Raw genomic sequence first — 16,609 nt, 5'->3', positions numbered from 1 at the left:
TACGACACGGTCGGGCCCCCGTCTCACCAACGGGCTCGGGTACCCCACCAGTAGCGCCGCTCACTCCTCCCCCGCCGCCCGCAGATGCACGATGTCCCCCGCACCGATCGGCTGCTGCACCCCGTCCTCCGTGGCCAGCACCAGCCGTCCGTCTCCATCCACCGCGACCGCCTCCCCCACCAGCGAGCGATCCCCGGGCAGCTCCGCCCGTACCGTCCGCCCGAGCGTCGCGCACCCCGCGGCGTACGTCTCCTGGAGCCGGGAGGCGGCGGGGTCGCCGCCGGCGGTGCGCCAGTCGACGTACCAGCGCTCCAGCGAGCGCAGCACGGCCCGCAGCAGCGGGTCACGGTCGGTGACCGGAGAGCCGGCGAGCGCGAGTGACGTCGCCGTGGGGACGGGCAGTTCGTCCTCGCGGAGCGTGACGTTGAGGCCGATGCCGACCACGACGCCGTCGTTTCCGGCGCGCTCGGCGAGGATGCCGCCGACCTTGCGCTCCTCGCCGCCCACGGTGAGCAGCAGGTCGTTCGGCCACTTCAGAGCCGTGTCCACGCCGGCCGTGCGGGACAGCGCGGTGGCCGTGGCGACCCCGGCGAGCAGCGGCAGCCAGCCCCAGCGCTCGACGGGGACCTCGGCGGGCTTGAGCAGGACGGAGAAGAAGAGGCCCGAGCGCGCCGGGGCCATCCACTGGCGCTCCAGGCGCCCGCGCCCGGTGTCCTGCTCCTCGGCCACGAGCACGGCGCCCTCCTCGGCCTTGCCGTCGGCGGCGAGGGCGACGAGGTCGGTGTTGGTGGACCCGGTACGGGACACCAACTCGACGTCGGTCCAGAACCCCCCGTCCCGTACCAGCGCGCGGCGCAGCGCGGTGGCGTTGAGCGGCGGACGGTCCAGGTCGGACCAGCGGCCGTCGTCCCCTCTGCCGTTGCGACCATCGTTCGGAGCTGAGTCATCTCGCGGCGTCATGCAACCCACACTAGGTGTGGTAAACGCCGCACTGCCGAACGGTAGGCACCGCACTACGCTACGGATGAGTAGCCAGCCCCCCTTCTGAGCACCTCACTCGCCACGTCCCCACTGAGCAGGCAGGGAGCCCCATCCCGATGTCCGAGCCGGAACAGCTGCATGAGATCGACATCCACACCACCGCGGGCAAGCTCGCGGATCTGCGGCGCCGCATCGAGGAGGCGACGCACGCCGGCTCGGCTCGTGCCGTCGAAAAGCAGCACGCCAAGGGCAAGTTGACGGCCCGTGAGCGGATCGAGCTGCTGATGGACGAGGGCTCCTTCGTCGAGTTCGACGAGTTCGCGCAGCACCGCTCGACCGACTTCGGCCTGGAGAAGAACCGCCCGTACGGCGACGGTGTGGTCACCGGGTACGGCATGGTGGACGGCCGCCCGATCGCCGTGTTCTCGCAGGACTTCACGGTGTTCGGCGGCGCCCTGGGCGAGGTCTTCGGGCAGAAGATCATGAAGGTGATGGACTTCGCGCTGAAGACGGGCTGCCCGGTCATCGGCATCAACGACTCCGGCGGCGCCCGTATCCAGGAGGGCGTCTCGGCGCTCGGCATGTACGGCGAGATCTTCCGCCGCAACACCCATGCGTCCGGGGTGATCCCGCAGATCAGCCTGGTCGTCGGCCCGTGCGCGGGCGGCGCGGTCTACTCCCCCGCGATCACCGACTTCACGGTGATGGTCGACCAGACCTCGCACATGTTCATCACCGGGCCCGACGTCATCAAGACCGTCACCGGGGAGGACGTCGGCTTCGAGGAGCTGGGCGGCGCCCGCACCCACAACGCCACCTCCGGCGTGGCCCACCACATGGCGGGCGACGAGAAGGACGCGATCGAGTACGTCAAGTCGCTGCTGTCGTACCTCCCCTCGAACAACCTCAGCGAGCCGCCCACCTTCCCCGAGGAGGCGGACCTGGCGCTCACGGACGAGGACCGCGAGCTGGACACGCTCGTCCCGGACAGCGCGAACCAGCCGTACGACATGCACACGGTGATCGAACACGTCCTGGACGACGCCGAGTTCTTCGAGACGCAGCCGCTGTACGCGCCGAACATCCTCACCGGCTTCGGCCGCGTCGAGGGCCACCCGGTGGGCATCGTGGCCAACCAGCCGATGCAGTTCGCGGGCTGCCTGGACATCAAGGCGAGCGAGAAGGCGGCACGCTTCGTCCGCACCTGCGACGCCTTCAACGTCCCTGTGCTCACCTTCGTCGACGTACCGGGCTTCCTGCCGGGCGTGGACCAGGAGCACGACGGCATCATCCGCCGCGGCGCCAAGCTGATCTACGCGTACGCCGAGGCGACCGTCCCGCTGATCACGGTCATCACCCGCAAGGCGTTCGGCGGCGCGTACGACGTCATGGGCTCCAAGCACCTGGGCGCCGACCTCAATCTCGCCTGGCCGACGGCTCAGATCGCCGTGATGGGCGCGCAGGGCGCGGTCAACATCCTGCACCGCCGCACCATCGCCGCCGCCTCCGAGGAGGAGCGCGAGGAGGTGCGGGCGCGACTGATCCAGGAGTACGAGGACCGGCTCCTCAACCCCTACGCGGCGGCCGAGCGCGGCTACATCGACGGCGTGATCATGCCGTCCGAGACCCGCTCCCATGTCGTACGGGGCCTGCGACAGCTGCGTACGAAGCGGGAATCCCTGCCTCCGAAGAAGCACGGCAACATCCCCCTGTAGGACCCCAGTTGGGAGCGGTCATGATCAAGGTCGTACGGGGCAATCCGACCCCGGAGGAGCTGGCCGCCGCACTGGCGGTGGTCCAGGCGCGCGCCGCGGCGGTGGCCGCCGCCCCGTCCGGCGCGCCCCGCGAGCCGGACGCCTGGGCGGACCCGGCGCGGGTGGCGATGAGCCGACTGCCGGCGCCCGGTCCGAAGGCGTGGGGGCGTACGTACTGGCCCGGTTAGGGCGGCCGTCCTACGCAAGATGAGTACGCGTACTCAGGCGGCCGGGCCCGGCGCGGAGTCACGATCGTGGAATGCTGTGGTCCGACCCCGAGAACGAGCCGCCCAAAGAACTGCGCGACATGCAGGACATGTTGCGGCGGCTGGGGATTCTCATGGCCTTGGCGATGGTGCTCGCGATGATCGTGCTCGGTGTCATGTGATCCGCCGCCGGTCACCGGGCCTGTGACCCGGGGGTGACCGCCCGGACGCCCCTTCCTCGACGCCCCCTCCCGCCGCGTCGCTACCCTGGCCGCATGACTGATCAGCCGCGCCGTCGACTCGTCCTCGCCTCCCAGTCCCCCGCCCGGCTCGCACTGCTGAGGCAGACCGGCTTCGACCCCGAGGTCATCGTCAGCGGGGTCGACGAGGAGGCCGTGACCGCCCCCACCCCCGCCGAGCTGGCACGCGCGCTCGCCGAGGCGAAGGCCTCGGTGGTGGCGGCGAAGCCCGAGGTGAAGGGCGCCCTGGTGATCGGCTGCGACTCGGTGCTCGACCTGGACGGCGAGGCGCTCGGCAAGCCCGCGGACGCCGAGGAGGCCACCGCGCGCTGGAAGTCGATGCGGGGGCGTGCGGGCACGCTGCAGACGGGGCACTGCGTGTACGACACGGTGACGGGGCGGTACGCCTCGGCGACCGCCTCCACCGTGGTCCGCTTCGGCGAGCCGACGGACGCCGAGATCGCCGTGTACGTCGCTTCGGGCGAACCCCTCTACGTGGCCGGGGCGTTCACGCTGGACGGCCGTTCGGCCCCGTTCATCGAGGGCATCGACGGGGACCACGGCAACGTCATCGGGATCTCACTGCCGATGCTGCGCCGCCTGCTGGCCCAACTGGGCGTCGGGATCACGGAGTTGTGGACGCCCCGGGAGAGCTGATGCTGATCAGGAGACCGTGGGTGCCGCGGGCGTGACCGTGGAGCCCGGCCCGTCGCCCTCGCCGGGCACGGCATCGGAGACGTCGGTCCCGCCCTCACGGTCGTACGCCATGAAGATGAGGACGATCAGCCCGAACACCACCATCATGAAGGCGAACGCGCCCCAGCCCACCAGGCCGACCGTGAACGCGCCGAGCAGGCCGTGCACCACCGCCGCGCTGATGAGCACGATGCGGCCGAGGCCGGCGGGGGCGCGGTCGCGCAGGGCGACACGCAGCGCGACGAAGCCGCAGAAGGCGAAGTAGAGGCCGAAGACCAGGCCCGCGACCTTCGACGAGACGGACATCATGCCCGCGTCGAGCCCCGCGAGGGACATCTCCTGCCGGTCGACGACGACTCCCATGAACCAGTTGACAAGTGCGATGCCCACCGCCTCCGCGAAGAGCACGATCGCGGCCACCCACGCCACCGGCCTGCGTACCACCGGCCCCCACCCACTTTCGACTGCCGTTCGACCGGGGCTTGCGTTACCCCAAGTACGTTCGAGACATCGCGAACGCTACTAACGGGTAAACGTCGGGACAAGGGATCCAGCGAAGGCAAAGATTCATTGGTCCATTCGTAGGAACTCCACAAAGAAACGGAGTGGGCCGCAGCACGCTCTCACAGAGACCTTGGCCACATCAGGGGGCTAGGGTTCTTGGGAAGTCCCCTGCGTACCGCGGTGCGACAAGGGATTTCGCGGGCGAGCGGGCCTCGGATCACGCTCCGTGTGGGCAAGCTCACCATCGGGGACGGGTCGAAACGACGTGTCGGCAGTCCCTAAACTCGGCTTGTTTCAAGGAGAGGGAGCCAACGTGCGCAAGGTGTTGATCGCCAATCGTGGCGAAATCGCTGTCCGTGTCGCCCGGGCGTGCCGAGACGCCGGTATCGCGAGCGTGGCGGTGTACGCCGAGCCGGACCGGGACGCACTGCATGTGCGGGCCGCGGACGAGGCGTTCGCCCTGGGCGGTGACACCCCGGCCACCAGCTACCTGGACATCGCCAAGGTGCTCCAGGCCGCCAAGGACTCGGGGGCGGACGCGATCCACCCCGGCTACGGCTTTCTCTCGGAGAACGCGGACTTCGCGCAGGCGGTGCTGGACGCGGACCTGATCTGGATCGGCCCGCCCCCACAGGCGATCCGCGACCTGGGCGACAAGGTCGCCGCCCGGCACATCGCGCAGCGTGCGGGCGCCCCGCTGGTCGCGGGCACCCCGGATCCGGTCTCCGGTGCCGAGGAGGTCGTGGCCTTCGCCGAGGAGCACGGCCTGCCGATCGCCATCAAGGCGGCCTTCGGCGGCGGCGGTCGCGGTCTGAAGGTGGCCCGCACCCTTGAAGAGGTCCCCGAGCTGTACGACTCCGCGGTGCGCGAGGCGGTGGCCGCGTTCGGCCGCGGCGAGTGCTTCGTGGAGCGCTACCTGGACAAGCCGCGGCATGTGGAGACCCAGTGCCTGGCCGACCAGCACGGCAATGTCGTGGTCGTCTCGACCCGTGACTGCTCCCTCCAGCGCCGCCACCAGAAGCTGGTCGAGGAGGCCCCGGCGCCGTTCCTCACGGAGGAGCAGAACAAGCAGCTGTACGCGGCCTCGAAGGCGATCCTCAAGGAGGCCGGGTACGTCGGCGCGGGCACCGTGGAGTTCCTGGTGGGCGTGGACGGCACGATCTCCTTCCTGGAGGTCAACACCCGCCTGCAGGTGGAGCACCCGGTCACCGAGGAGGTCACCGGCATCGACCTGGTCCGCGAGATGTTCCGCATCGCCGACGGCGAGGAACTGGGCTACGACGACCCGGCGATCCGCGGCCATTCCTTCGAGTTCCGCATCAACGGCGAGGACCCGGGCCGCAACTTCCTGCCCGCGCCCGGCACCGTCACGACCTTCGCGCCGCCGTCCGGTCCGGGCGTACGCCTGGACGCGGGCGTGGAGTCCGGCGCGGTGATCGGCCCGGCCTGGGACTCGCTGCTCGCCAAGCTGATCGTCACCGGCGCGAGCCGTGAGCAGGCCCTGCAGCGGGCCGCCCGCGCGCTGGCCGAGTTCCAGGTCGAGGGCATGGCCACGGCCATCCCGTTCCACCGCGCGGTCGTCGCGGACCCGGCGTTCACCAGCAACCCCTTCCGGGTGCACACCCGCTGGATCGAGACCGAGTTCGTCAACGAGATCAAGCCCTTCGCCGCTCCGGTGGCCCCGGAGGCGGACGAGGAGCTGGGCCGCGAGACGGTCGTCGTCGAGGTCGGCGGCAAGCGCCTGGAGGTCTCCCTGCCGTCCTCGCTGGGCATGTCCCTGGCCCGTACGGGCCTTGCGGCGGGCGCCAAGCCCAAGCGCCGCGCGGCGAAGAAGTCCGGCCCGGTCGCCTCCGGCGACACCCTCGCCTCCCCCATGCAGGGCACCATCGTCAAGGTCGCCGTCGAGGAGGGCCAGGAGGTCCAGGAGGGCGACCTGGTCGTCGTCCTGGAGGCCATGAAGATGGAACAGCCCCTGAACGCCCACCGCTCCGGCACCATCAAGGGCCTGAACGCGGAGGTCGGCGCGTCGGTCACGTCCGGCGCGGTGATCTGCGAGATCAAGGACTGAGGCGTACGCCTCCGGCGGTTGGGCGGGGCGCCTACCGGGCGGGTGGGTTCGGTTTGTTGGCGACTGCCGGTTCGTTGTGGCTTGTCGCGCAGTTCCCCGCGCCCCTAAAAACCTGCGCCTACCCAGGTGCCCCGGAATAAGCCCGCACCCCCACGTGCCCGCACCCTCCCACCGGCGGGAGGGGCCGTGGGCCGGTGCGTCGTATGCCCGTCGCTTAGGTTCGGTCTCAGGCCACCCGCACCCTGTACCAGCAAAGGGCCGTACGCCCGGCCTGCGACGGGCTGACGCACCGGCCCACGGCCCCGACCCACCACCCACCTAAGGGGCGCGGGGAACGGCGCGACCAGCCACAATGCACCCGCAGCCGCCCAACCGCCGGAGGCACCCCGCGGGGAACGGCGCGACCAGCCACAACGGCGCCGCAGCCGAAACCGTTCAAGCCCAGCGCTCAGCGCCGACGCATATCCGCAACCCGCGCCCGCTCACTCTGGGGCTGTTCCCCCAGAACCCCGGCGGTGCTCCGCAACTGCGGCCCCCCACCGGGGACTTGGCCCCGCCGCGGACTGGGAAGCGGCACGTCCCGGCGGGGCGACTGCCGCCCCGCCGGGCTCGCGTCGCCTCCCGCACCGCCCGAGCCGGCAACAGCGATCTGCACCCCCTGGTCGGCCAGGGCCTGCAACTCGGTGGCCGCGCGGTCGTCATGGGCGGGCGGCTCGTCCGTGACCAGGCGCGTGATCACATCCGTCGGCACCGTCTGGAACATCGTGTCCGTACCGAGCTTGGTGTGATCGGCGAGGACGACAACCTCCGCGGCGGCCTGCACCAGGGCTCTGTCCACGCTGGCCGACAGCATGTTGGAGGTGGACAGGCCGCGCTCGGCGGTCAGCCCGCTCCCGGACAGGAAGGCCCGGGAGACCCGCAGCCCCTGGAGGGACTGCTCGGCTCCGCTGCCGACGAGGGCGTAGTTGGAACCGCGCAGGGTGCCGCCGGTCATCACGACCTCGACACGGTTGGCATGGGCCAACGCCTGAGCCACCAGAAGGGAGTTGGTGACGACGGTCAGCCCGGGCACCCGCGCGAGCCGGCGGGCCAGCTCCTGCGTGGTGGTGCCCGCCCCGACCACGATGGCCTCGCCTTCTTCGACGAGACTCGCGGCGAGATCGGCGATGGCCGTCTTCTCGGCGGTCGCGAGATGTGATTTCTGCGGAAAGCCGGACTCCCGCGTGAACCCGCCCGGCAATACCGCACCGCCGTGCCGGCGGTCGAGGAGTCCTTCTGCCTCCAGTGCGCGCACGTCCCGCCGTACGGTCACTTCAGAGGTCTGGACGACGCGGGCGAGCTCACGGAGCGACACGGCTCCGTTCGCTCGCACCATTTCGAGGATCAATTGGCGACGTTCTGCAGCGAACACGAAACTGACAGTAACCCCAACGACCGTCTGCTTTCAGCAGTTTGCGCCGAATAACAGAAGTTGTTCGCACGGCAGCACGGAAAGTGGTATACGTGCCCACTCCCGCTGTCCACGCCGTACGGACGAGCGACAACTCCCCGTGACCAGCGAGGAGTTACTTCCGGCCGTCAGGCGTCGAGCTCGGTCTTCCGGGTGTGGAGCTGCCGGGCCACCTCGGCGATCGAGCCCGACAGGGACGGGTACACGGTGAACGCGTTCGCGATCTGTTCGACGGTCAGGTTGTTGTCGACCGCGATCGAGATCGGATGGATCAGTTCCGAGGCGCGCGGCGAGACGACGACACCGCCGACGACGATCCCGGTGCCCGGCCGGCAGAAGATCTTCACGAAGCCGTCCCGGATGCCCTGCATCTTGGCGCGCGGGTTGCGCAGCAGCGGCAGCTTCACGACCCGGGCGTCGATGACGCCTCCGTCGACGTCCGCCTGCGAGTAGCCGACGGTCGCGATCTCGGGGTCGGTGAAGACGTTCGAGGACACGGTCTTCAGGTTGAGCGGGGCGACCGCGTCGCCGAGGAAGTGGTACATGGCGATACGGCCCTGCATCGCCGCCACGGAGGCGAGCGCGAAGACTCCGGTGACGTCACCGGCCGCGTACACCCCCGGAGCTGTCGTCCGGGACACCTTGTCCGTCCAGATGTGCCCGGAGTCCTTCACCTTGACGCCGGCCCCTTCGAGGCCCATGCCGTGGCTGTTGGGGATGGCGCCGACGGCCATCAGACAGTGCGAGCCGGTGATGACACGTCCATCGGACAGCGTCACCTCGACCCGGTCGCCGGCGCGCTTGGCGGACTGGGCACGGGAGCGCGCCAGGACGTTCATGCCACGCCGCCGGAACACGTCCTCCAGGACGCCCGCGGCATCCGGGTCCTCGCCCGGCAGCACGCGGTCACGACTGGACACGAGGGTGACGCGGGAGCCGAGCGCCTGGTAGGCACCGGCGAACTCGGCGCCGGTGACACCGGACCCGACCACGATGAGCTCCTCGGGCAGCTCGTCGAGGTCGTACACCTGGGTCCAGTTCAGGATCCGCTCCCCGTCCGGCTGCGCGTCGGGCAGCTCACGGGGGTGCCCGCCGGTGGCGATGAGCACGGCATCGGCGACGAGCGTCTCCTCGCTGCCGTCCGCGGCCCGCACGACGACCTTCCGGGATCCGTCGAGGGCCTGCTGCCCGTCGAGCCGCCCGCGTCCGCGCATGACTCGCGCACCGGCGCGCGTCACGGATGCGGTGATGTCGTGCGACTGGGCGAGCGCGAGCCGCTTCACCCGTCGGTTGACCTTGCCGAGATCGACTCCGACCACCCGGGCGGGCGTATCGATGTGAGGAGTGTCATCGGCGACGATGATGCCGAGTTCCTCGTACGACGAGTCGAAGGTGGTCATCACCTCGGCGGTCGCGATCAGGGTCTTGGACGGCACGCAGTCGGTGAGCACCGACGCACCGCCCAGGCCGTCGCAGTCGACGACAGTTACCTCCGCGCCGAGTTGGGCGGCCACCAGGGCCGCCTCGTATCCGCCGGGTCCGCCACCGATGATCACGATCCGAGTCACGTACTCCATTGTCCCGCACGCCCCACGGTGCTTCGCGCCCGGGGGCGTCCTCCGGGTGCCTCTGTTGCAGGAGAGGCGCAGGCATTGCTGCCGTACTCTCAACCCCATGTCGCTCTACGCCGCATACGCCGGCAATCTCGACCCGCGGCTCATGACGCGCCGCGCCCCGCATTCGCCGCTGCGTGCCACGGGGTGGCTCAACGGCTGGCGGCTGACCTTCGGCGGCGAGCACATGGGCTGGGAGGGCGCGCTCGCGACCATCGTCGAGGCACCGCGCTCGCAGGTGTTCGTCGCGCTGTACGAAGTCGCTCCGCTCGACGAGGACTCCCTGGACCGCTGGGAGGGCGTCGGCCTCGACATATACCGGCGGATGCGGGTCCGTGTGCACACGCTGGAGGGCGAGGAGCCGGCGTGGGTGTACGTACTGAACGGCTACGAGGGCGGACTGCCTTCGGCGCGCTACCTGGGGGAGATCGCGGACGCGGCGGAGTCGGCGGGGGCGCCGCACGACTATGTGATGGAGCTGCGGAAGCGGCCCTGTTGACCCTTCACGGCCGCCGCGAGCATACGGCTTCGGCGGAGCGTTGCCGTGCGGTCTCGGCGGAGCCTTCATCGGAAACGACAAGGCAACGATCGTCAACCAGTGGCCTGAGCCATCTACGCGCGTAGGCAAAGACCAGCTACCCTCATCGCGTGAACGCATCTCTCCTTCCGGACGACCTCCCGGGTGACCCCTACGCCGCCGCCGACGCCGCCGCCGCGCGCCTGCGCGAGCTCACGGGTGCCGAGACCCACGACGTCGCCCTCGTGATGGGCTCCGGCTGGGCCCCGGCCGTGGAGGCGCTCGGCGCCCCCGAGACCGAGTTCGAGGTCACCGACCTGCCCAGCTTTCCGCCCCCTGCGGTCAAGGGCCATGGCGGCAGAGTCCGCTCGTACCGCATCGGCGACAAGCGCGTACTCGTCTTCCTGGGCCGCACCCACTACTACGAGGGCCATGGCGTCGCCGCCGTCGTGCACGGCGTCCGCACCGCCGTGGCCGCGGGCAGCAAGACCGTCGTCCTGACCAACGGCTGCGGCGGCCTGCGCGCCGACATGCGCCCCGGCCAGCCGGTCCTGATCAGCGACCACATCAACCTCACGGCGACGTCCCCGATCATCGGCGCCAACTTCGTCGACCTCACCGACCTCTACTCCCCCCGCCTCCGGGCCCTCTGCAAGGAGATCGACCCCACCCTCCAGGAGGGCGTCTACGCCCAGTTCACCGGGCCGCACTACGAGACTCCGGCCGAGATCCGCATGGCCCGTGTCATCGGGGCGGACCTGGTGGGGATGTCGACGGTCCTGGAGGCCATCGCCGCGCGGGAGGCGGGCGCCGAGGTTCTGGGCATCTCCCTCGTGACGAACCTCGCCGCCGGTATGACGGGCGAGCCCCTCAATCACGAGGAGGTCCTGCAGGCGGGCCGTGACTCGGCGACGCATATGGGGGCGCTGCTGACGCGGGTGCTGGCCCGCGTTTAGCCTCCGGCGGTTGGGCGGTTGGGTTCGTTGTATGGGTGCGGGTTCGTTGTGGCTGGTCGCGCCGTTCCCCGCGCCCCTTAGGTGCGTGGTGGGTCGGGGCCGTGGGCCGGTGCGTCAGCCCGTCGCAGGCCGGGCATACGGCCCTTTGCTGGTACAGGGTGCGGGTTTCCTGAGACAGAACCTAAGCGACGGGCATACGACGCACCGGCCCACGGCCCCTCCCGCCGGTGGGAGGGCGCGGGGTTCGTCGGGGTGCGGGAAGGCGCAGGCTTTTTGCTTTTAGGGGCGCGGGGAACTGCGCGACCAGCCACGACGCACCCGCAGTCGAGACACGACCTGCCACCCCACCCCCTTGGGTGCCTGGGGGCGCAGCCCCCCGTTTCGGGAAGGGGTGGGTTTGGGAAAAGAAACCCTCCCCCACCCATCGGTACCAGGCCCGCCAAGGTGTGGGCCAAAGAGAGAGGTTGACCCCGCGTGCAGGACGAACTCATCGCACGGGCCAAGGCGTGGCTGGCCGAGGACCCCGACGCGGAGACCCGTGAGGAACTCGCCAAGCTCATCGACGCCGAGGACACCGCGGAGCTCGCCGCGCGTTTCAGCGGCACCCTCCAGTTCGGCACCGCGGGACTGAGAGGCGAACTCGGCGCCGGTCCCATGCGTATGAACCGGGCGGTGGTCATCCGCGCCGCCGCGGGCCTCGCCGCGTACCTCAAGGGCAAGGGCCAGGAAAACGGCCTGGTCGTCATCGGCTACGACGCCCGCCACAAGTCCGAAGACTTCGCCCGCGACACCGCCGCGGTGATGACGGGCGCGGGCCTGAGGGCAGCCGTACTCCCCCGTCCCCTCCCCACCCCCGTCCTCGCCTTCGCCATAAGGCACCTCGGCGCGGTCGCGGGCGTGGAGGTGACCGCCAGCCACAACCCGCCCCGCGACAACGGCTACAAGGTCTACCTCGGCGAGGGCTCCCAGATCGTGCCTCCGGCGGACGCCGAGATCGCCGCGGAGATCGAGGCGATCTCGGGCCTGAACGACGTGCCGCGTCCGGCCGGGGGGTGGGAGACCCTCGCCGACGACAGCGTCCTGAGCGCCTATCTCGCCCGTACGGACGCCGTACTCGCCGCGGACTCCCCCCGCACCGCCCGCACCGTCTACACGGCGATGCACGGCGTCGGCAAGGACACCCTCCTCGCCGCCTTCGCCCGCGCGGGCTTCCCGGAACCTGTCCTCGTCGCCGAACAGGCGGACCCGGACCCGGACTTCCCGACCGTCGCCTTCCCGAACCCGGAGGAACCGGGCGCGATGGACCTGGCCTTCGCGAAGGCCCGCGAGACGGACCCGGATCTGATCATCGCGAACGACCCGGACGCCGACCGCTGCGCCGCGGCCGTCAAGGACGGCGGCGACTGGCGCATGCTGCGCGGCGACGAGGTCGGCGCCCTTCTCGCCGCCCACCTCGTGAAGCGCGGCGTCCGCGGCACGTTCGCGGAGTCGATCGTCTCGTCCTCCCTCCTCGGCCGTATCGCGGAGAAGGCGCAGCTCCCGTACGAGGAGACCCTGACGGGCTTCAAGTGGATCGCCCGGGTGGACGGCCTGCGTTACGGGTACGAGGAGGCCCTTGGCTACTGCGTGGACCCCGAAGGCGTACGGGACAAGGACGGCATCACGGCGGCATTGCTGATCACGGAGCTCGCCTCGGAGTTGAAAGAAGACAACCGAACGCTCCTCGACCTGCTCGACGACCTCGCCGTCGAACACGGACTGCACGCCACCGACCAGCTCTCCGTCCGCGTGGACGACCTCTCCCTGATCGCGAACGCCATGCGCCGCCTCCGCGAACAGCCGCCCACCCACCTGGCCGGCCTGGCGATCACCAAGTCCGAGGACCTGACGAAGGGCACGGACAAGCTCCCGCCCACGGACGGCCTGCGCTACACGCTCGACGGCGCCCGCGTCATCGTCCGCCCCAGCGGCACGGAGCCGAAACTGAAGTGCTACCTGGAGGTCATGATCCCGGTCGCCTCGCACACCGACCTGCCCACAGCGTGCAACAAGGCGACGGCCCTCCTGACGGCCATCAAGCGGGACCTGTCGGCGGCAGCGGGCATCTGACGCAGGCAGGTATTTACTGAACAAGGTCCTGTTTGACCAGACCTGACGGGATTTCACAGTTGGGGTTCCGAGGTCAACGGCACAGCTTTAGCGCGAATGGAACATTTCAGCACCACATCCACTCAGCGTCACTTGATCTTTATCAAAACAGGGTGTCCTTGACTGGGCGTCAGGGATATTTTTATCGCTCGGGCAATGAAAAGGTCTTGTGACGACCGTGTCGCCCGTGTGGGGATTGGGGATTATTTCGGCAACCGGGCAGCGGGGCCCGAGTTACCGAATGGAGTCGGCGAGCCGATGGGTGTCGGCCTGGAGAGGGCGCAGCGTAATGCTGCATATGAGGGGTTTGGCCGTGGGGCGACAAGGGTGGGACAGACGGGGCAGTTCCCGTTTCGCGGCCGCGGCAGGGATGGCGTCGTTGGTCTGCATGGCGGTTCTCCTGACCGGTTGCTCCATGGGTGGCGATGCGGACACATCGGCCGAAGCGGGTGCCGTCGGTGACAACGCCGCGGTGAACGAAGAAAGCTGGTCGAAGCCCGGGGTTCAAAAAGGGCTCGCCAAGGGGCTGACGCTTCCCATTGAGCCCTACCTGGAGACGTATCCGGAAGTGGTGGCGCTCCAGCGGGCGAAGAACGCGGTTCAGCGCGAATGCATGGCGCGGTTCGGTTTTGACTTCAATCCGCCAGCGCCGGGCCTGCATGCGCCCGCCTCCTACAACGGCGCCAACATGGAACGCCGTTATGGGGTCACCGACCTGGAGGCAGCGAAGGAGTACGGGTACGGCATGCCCGACAAGAACGGCGAGGTCGTGCCGCACGAGCCGGACAGTGAAGCCGCGAACCTGGTCTTCGACCTCACGGTCCCGCAGGGCAAGACGCCGCCGAAGACTTATGAGGGCCGCAAGATCCCGAAGGGTGGCTGCCGAGGTGAATCGGACCGGGCCATCGGAAGCTTCAACGAAGAGCTCCCCAGCAAGCTGAACACGCAGAGCTGGGAGAAGGCCAAACAGGATCCCCAGGTGCTCGCCGTCAACCAGCAGTGGTCGTCGTGCATGAAGGCCAAGGGATATGACGCGGCCACGCCTCTCGAATCGCTCGAGAAAGCGTACGCGCCCAACGGCGACTCGTCGTCACAGAGCGAATCGATGGCCGTCGCCGATGTCGAGTGTAAGAAGTCGACGGACCTCGTCAAGGTGTACTTCTCGATGGAGAGCCGGATTCAGAAGGCATCCACGGAGGAGCATCAGCTCGTACTGAATGAGCTGAAGAAGAAGAACGAGGCGGTTGCGAAGAAGGCCGCCACTCATCGCTAGCCACACAGCTCACTGTGCCCAGCTGCGCCTGCTTCCTTTCTCTTTCTAATCTCTTTCCAGGGGGATTAATTCCGTGCGTCGCAATGTCCGTTCAGGCATGATTTCCGCCGCTATGGCGGGAGTGGCTCTCGGGGGGATGGCGCCGCCGGCATCCGCCGCGACGGTCTATGTATCCGACGAGTGCACATCCAGCGGTAATGCGCGTTGCATGACGCTCTTCTACAACTCGCAGGCCGGAGCACTCTTTGCGAGTGGCGGGCGCGAGCTGCGGATCTTCCGTGACCGCCATGTCCTGCTCCAGATCCTGGTCGTCGCGCTCGCCGCGGGCGGTGTCTTCTATGCGTTCAGCTACCTGGCGCCCCTCCTCACCGAGGTCGCCGGGCTGGACGACAGCTGGGTCCCGACCGTCCTGGCCCTCTTCGGCGTGGGCGCTCTGATCGGTACGACGATCGGCGGCCGTGTCGCCGATGCCCACCTCTTCGGCGTCCTCCTGACCGGCATCACCGCCTCCACGGTGCTGCTGATCACCCTCGCCCTGTTCGCGTCCTCGCCCGTGGCCGCCGTCGCCGCGTCGTTCCTGATCGGCGTCTCCTGCTTCTACACCGGCCCGGCCCTGAACGCCCGTATGTTCAACGTCGCCGGTGCCGCCCCGACCCTCGCGGGCGCCGCCACCACCGCCGCCTTCGACCTCGGCAACACGGGCGGCCCCTGGCTCGGCGGAACCGTCATCGACGCGGGCTTCGGCTATGCCTCCCCGGCCTGGGCCGGGGAGGGTCTGATGGTGCTGGCGCTGGTGGCGACGGCGGTGGCGCTGCGGATGCGGGACCGGGCGGGCACGCGAGGAACGGACTCGCGGGTGGTTGCCGCCTCCGCCGGCGGATCGGGGACGGGATCAGCCCAGCCCGGAACAGTGCAGATAGGAGATCAGGCACAGCTGAAACCGTGAGACGCCGCCGAGTTTCCTACGAATCGAGTCGACGTGGAACCGCACGGTCCGCTCGGTGATGCTGAGCGCGGTCGCCACCTCAAGATTGGTGACGCCATCGTACATGAGCAGTAACACGTCCCTTTCCCTGGCGGTCAGAGTGCCTATCTGCTCCAGCCCCGACTTCAATAGACTGTGAAAAGACTGTTCGTCTTCTGTGAATTCGACCATGACGGTCGCGTCCATACCGTCATCTTTCCTTACCCATAAGCTGGTTCGCCAATTTGATCCGGTCCTCCTGCTGCTCCTTGGCAAGCGTCAGAGTCTCGGCGTTCTTCTCGATCAGGCGCTCCTGATAGGCCGCCTCGACCGTGGACCAGATGCCGACGAGGTTCACCTTCTTCTTGCAGGCCACATCCTGGACGGCGGCGGCGATGGCCTTCTGGCCACGCAGTTCGGTCAGGCCCAGCTGGGACGGCACCTTCAGGGGGTCGGTGGTGGCGTACCCCTTCTCCTTCATGCAGGTGGACCAGCGTTCGCGGGCGGTCTCGACCCTTGAATCCCGCGTGGCGCGTTCGGAGGACTCGAAGGAAAGGCCCTGCGTGAACATGATGTCCACGGCGTTCTTTTTCGGCGCGTACAGCTTGAGATACGCCTCTCGCTGGCAGCCGCCCGCCGGGACCTTCTGCCCGCCGACGGTCTCCGAATTCTTGGCGGTCGCCGCCTCGGCCTCCTCCTGGCTGGCCGGCAGTGATTTCTCGTCGTCGTCCGAGCCGTAGAGCACCCGCTCCGCCGTGGCGCTCAGACCGGCGGTTCCCGGCTTGGCCGGTTCCGTGGCCGCCTCCGTGAAGTAGCCGCTGCGGGATGCGGCCTCCGGGTCCGTGAGGCCGTACCGCCGGGCGTTCTGGCCGTCGGCGGAAGAGGAGGAGGAGGCGGAGGCCGAAGTCGTCGGCGCCCGGGGCGCCGCGTAGGTGAAACCGAACCGGGCCATGCAGCGCTCTGTCAGCACGTCCTGGGCCTGGTCGAGGACGGCGCGCTGCCGGGCGGTGGTGAGATAGGTGTCCAGTGGGAGTTCGAGCCCGGCAGTTTCCAGCAGGACGGGTATGTCTCCGACGGAGGGCTCGCCGGAGGCGTCGCCCTTGTCGGTTTCCGTTCCGGCGCAGCCGCTCAGCAGGGCGCATCCCATGATGGCGGCAAGCACCGGGGCGTACGCCCGCGTTGAGACCAGTGCGATCAAAGACATCGTCATCCCCCGCAGACCAGCGAAGTAGCATCGTGC

15 protein-coding genes and 1 pseudogene are annotated in these 16,609 nt (G+C 69.2%); 10 read left to right on the top strand and 6 right to left on the bottom strand.

The window, feature by feature from the left end:
* Positions 1 to 60: 60 nt before the first annotated feature.
* Positions 61 to 960: a biotin--[acetyl-CoA-carboxylase] ligase gene (locus ACYVO6_RS36045; RefSeq protein ID WP_461068759.1), complete on the bottom strand. Its 900-nt coding sequence runs from the start codon at positions 958 to 960 to the stop codon at positions 61 to 63.
* A 137-nt stretch (positions 961 to 1,097) separates the two neighbouring features.
* Between ACYVO6_RS36045 and ACYVO6_RS36040 the strand changes: the two genes are divergently transcribed.
* The 4 genes from ACYVO6_RS36040 to ACYVO6_RS36025 all read left to right on the top strand — a co-directional run bounded on the left by ACYVO6_RS36040 (position 1,098) and on the right by ACYVO6_RS36025 (position 3,837).
* A complete protein-coding gene (locus ACYVO6_RS36040; RefSeq protein WP_461068757.1) occupies positions 1,098 to 2,696 on the top strand; it encodes an acyl-CoA carboxylase subunit beta in 1,599 nt (532 codons plus the stop codon).
* 20 nt (positions 2,697 to 2,716) lie between these two features.
* The gene (locus tag ACYVO6_RS36035) at positions 2,717 to 2,923 is read left to right on the top strand and encodes an acyl-CoA carboxylase subunit epsilon (protein WP_461068755.1); all 207 of its coding nucleotides are present in this window, start codon (positions 2,717 to 2,719) and stop codon (positions 2,921 to 2,923) included.
* Positions 2,924 to 2,994: 71 nt separating this feature from the next.
* Complete coding sequence (gene mmpB / locus ACYVO6_RS36030; RefSeq protein ID WP_344391747.1) at positions 2,995 to 3,123, top strand: morphogenic membrane protein MmpB; 129 nt, start codon at positions 2,995 to 2,997, stop codon at positions 3,121 to 3,123.
* 93 nt (positions 3,124 to 3,216) lie between these two features.
* Positions 3,217 to 3,837: a Maf family protein gene (locus tag ACYVO6_RS36025; protein ID WP_461068753.1), complete on the top strand. Its 621-nt coding sequence runs from the start codon at positions 3,217 to 3,219 to the stop codon at positions 3,835 to 3,837.
* Between the two features lie 6 nt (positions 3,838 to 3,843).
* On the opposite strand, the gene ACYVO6_RS36020 is transcribed toward ACYVO6_RS36025, so the two are convergent.
* Positions 3,844 to 4,320, bottom strand: coding sequence for a hypothetical protein (locus ACYVO6_RS36020; RefSeq protein WP_461068751.1), 477 nt, complete (start codon positions 4,318 to 4,320; stop codon positions 3,844 to 3,846).
* 373 nt (positions 4,321 to 4,693) lie between these two features.
* Here ACYVO6_RS36020 and ACYVO6_RS36015 point away from each other — a divergent pair, with 373 nt between their 5' ends.
* Positions 4,694 to 6,448 (top strand): acetyl/propionyl/methylcrotonyl-CoA carboxylase subunit alpha, encoded by a 1,755-nt coding sequence (locus ACYVO6_RS36015; RefSeq protein WP_461068749.1) that lies wholly within the window; start codon positions 4,694 to 4,696, stop codon positions 6,446 to 6,448.
* Positions 6,449 to 6,896: 448 nt separating this feature from the next.
* On the opposite strand, the gene ACYVO6_RS36010 is transcribed toward ACYVO6_RS36015, so the two are convergent.
* Together ACYVO6_RS36010 and ACYVO6_RS36005 are read right to left on the bottom strand one after the other, a co-directional pair.
* A complete protein-coding gene (locus ACYVO6_RS36010) occupies positions 6,897 to 7,859 on the bottom strand; it encodes a DeoR/GlpR family DNA-binding transcription regulator (RefSeq protein WP_461068747.1) in 963 nt (320 codons plus the stop codon).
* Between the two features lie 167 nt (positions 7,860 to 8,026).
* Positions 8,027 to 9,475, bottom strand: coding sequence for an NAD(P)H-quinone dehydrogenase (locus ACYVO6_RS36005; RefSeq protein ID WP_461068745.1), 1,449 nt, complete (start codon positions 9,473 to 9,475; stop codon positions 8,027 to 8,029).
* 97 nt (positions 9,476 to 9,572) lie between these two features.
* Here ACYVO6_RS36005 and ACYVO6_RS36000 point away from each other — a divergent pair, with 97 nt between their 5' ends.
* From ACYVO6_RS36000 to ACYVO6_RS35980, 5 genes and pseudogenes are all read left to right on the top strand, one after another.
* A complete protein-coding gene (locus ACYVO6_RS36000; RefSeq protein WP_033323745.1) occupies positions 9,573 to 10,010 on the top strand; it encodes a gamma-glutamylcyclotransferase in 438 nt (145 codons plus the stop codon).
* A gap of 149 nt (positions 10,011 to 10,159) precedes the next feature.
* Entirely contained in the window at positions 10,160 to 10,984 is an 825-nt protein-coding gene (locus ACYVO6_RS35995; RefSeq protein WP_461068743.1) for a purine-nucleoside phosphorylase, read from the top strand.
* Between the two features lie 474 nt (positions 10,985 to 11,458).
* Positions 11,459 to 13,093, top strand: a complete 1,635-nt coding sequence (locus ACYVO6_RS35990) for a phospho-sugar mutase (protein ID WP_461068741.1) — start codon at positions 11,459 to 11,461, stop codon at positions 13,091 to 13,093.
* 427 nt (positions 13,094 to 13,520) lie between these two features.
* Entirely contained in the window at positions 13,521 to 14,405 is an 885-nt protein-coding gene (locus tag ACYVO6_RS35985; protein ID WP_461068739.1) for a hypothetical protein, read from the top strand.
* Positions 14,406 to 14,667: 262 nt separating this feature from the next.
* Positions 14,668 to 15,351 (top strand): annotated as a pseudogene (locus tag ACYVO6_RS35980) (MFS transporter); the annotation flags it as partial.
* Here ACYVO6_RS35980 and ACYVO6_RS35975 read toward each other — a convergent pair.
* Both ACYVO6_RS35975 and ACYVO6_RS35970 read right to left on the bottom strand, forming a co-directional pair.
* On the bottom strand, positions 15,298 to 15,645 hold the full coding sequence (locus tag ACYVO6_RS35975) for a LuxR C-terminal-related transcriptional regulator (protein ID WP_461068737.1): 348 nt from the start codon (positions 15,643 to 15,645) through the stop codon (positions 15,298 to 15,300). The pseudogene ACYVO6_RS35980 and the gene ACYVO6_RS35975 sit on opposite strands and share 54 nt — an antisense overlap.
* A complete protein-coding gene (locus tag ACYVO6_RS35970; RefSeq protein ID WP_461068735.1) occupies positions 15,581 to 16,579 on the bottom strand; it encodes a hypothetical protein in 999 nt (332 codons plus the stop codon). Before ACYVO6_RS35970 ends, ACYVO6_RS35975 begins: the two co-directional genes overlap by 65 nt.
* Positions 16,580 to 16,609 lie beyond the last annotated feature (30 nt).

The sequence above is a fragment of the Streptomyces pseudoechinosporeus genome (genome assembly GCF_054783935.1).
This window is presented reverse-complemented; position numbering and strand designations above follow the sequence as displayed.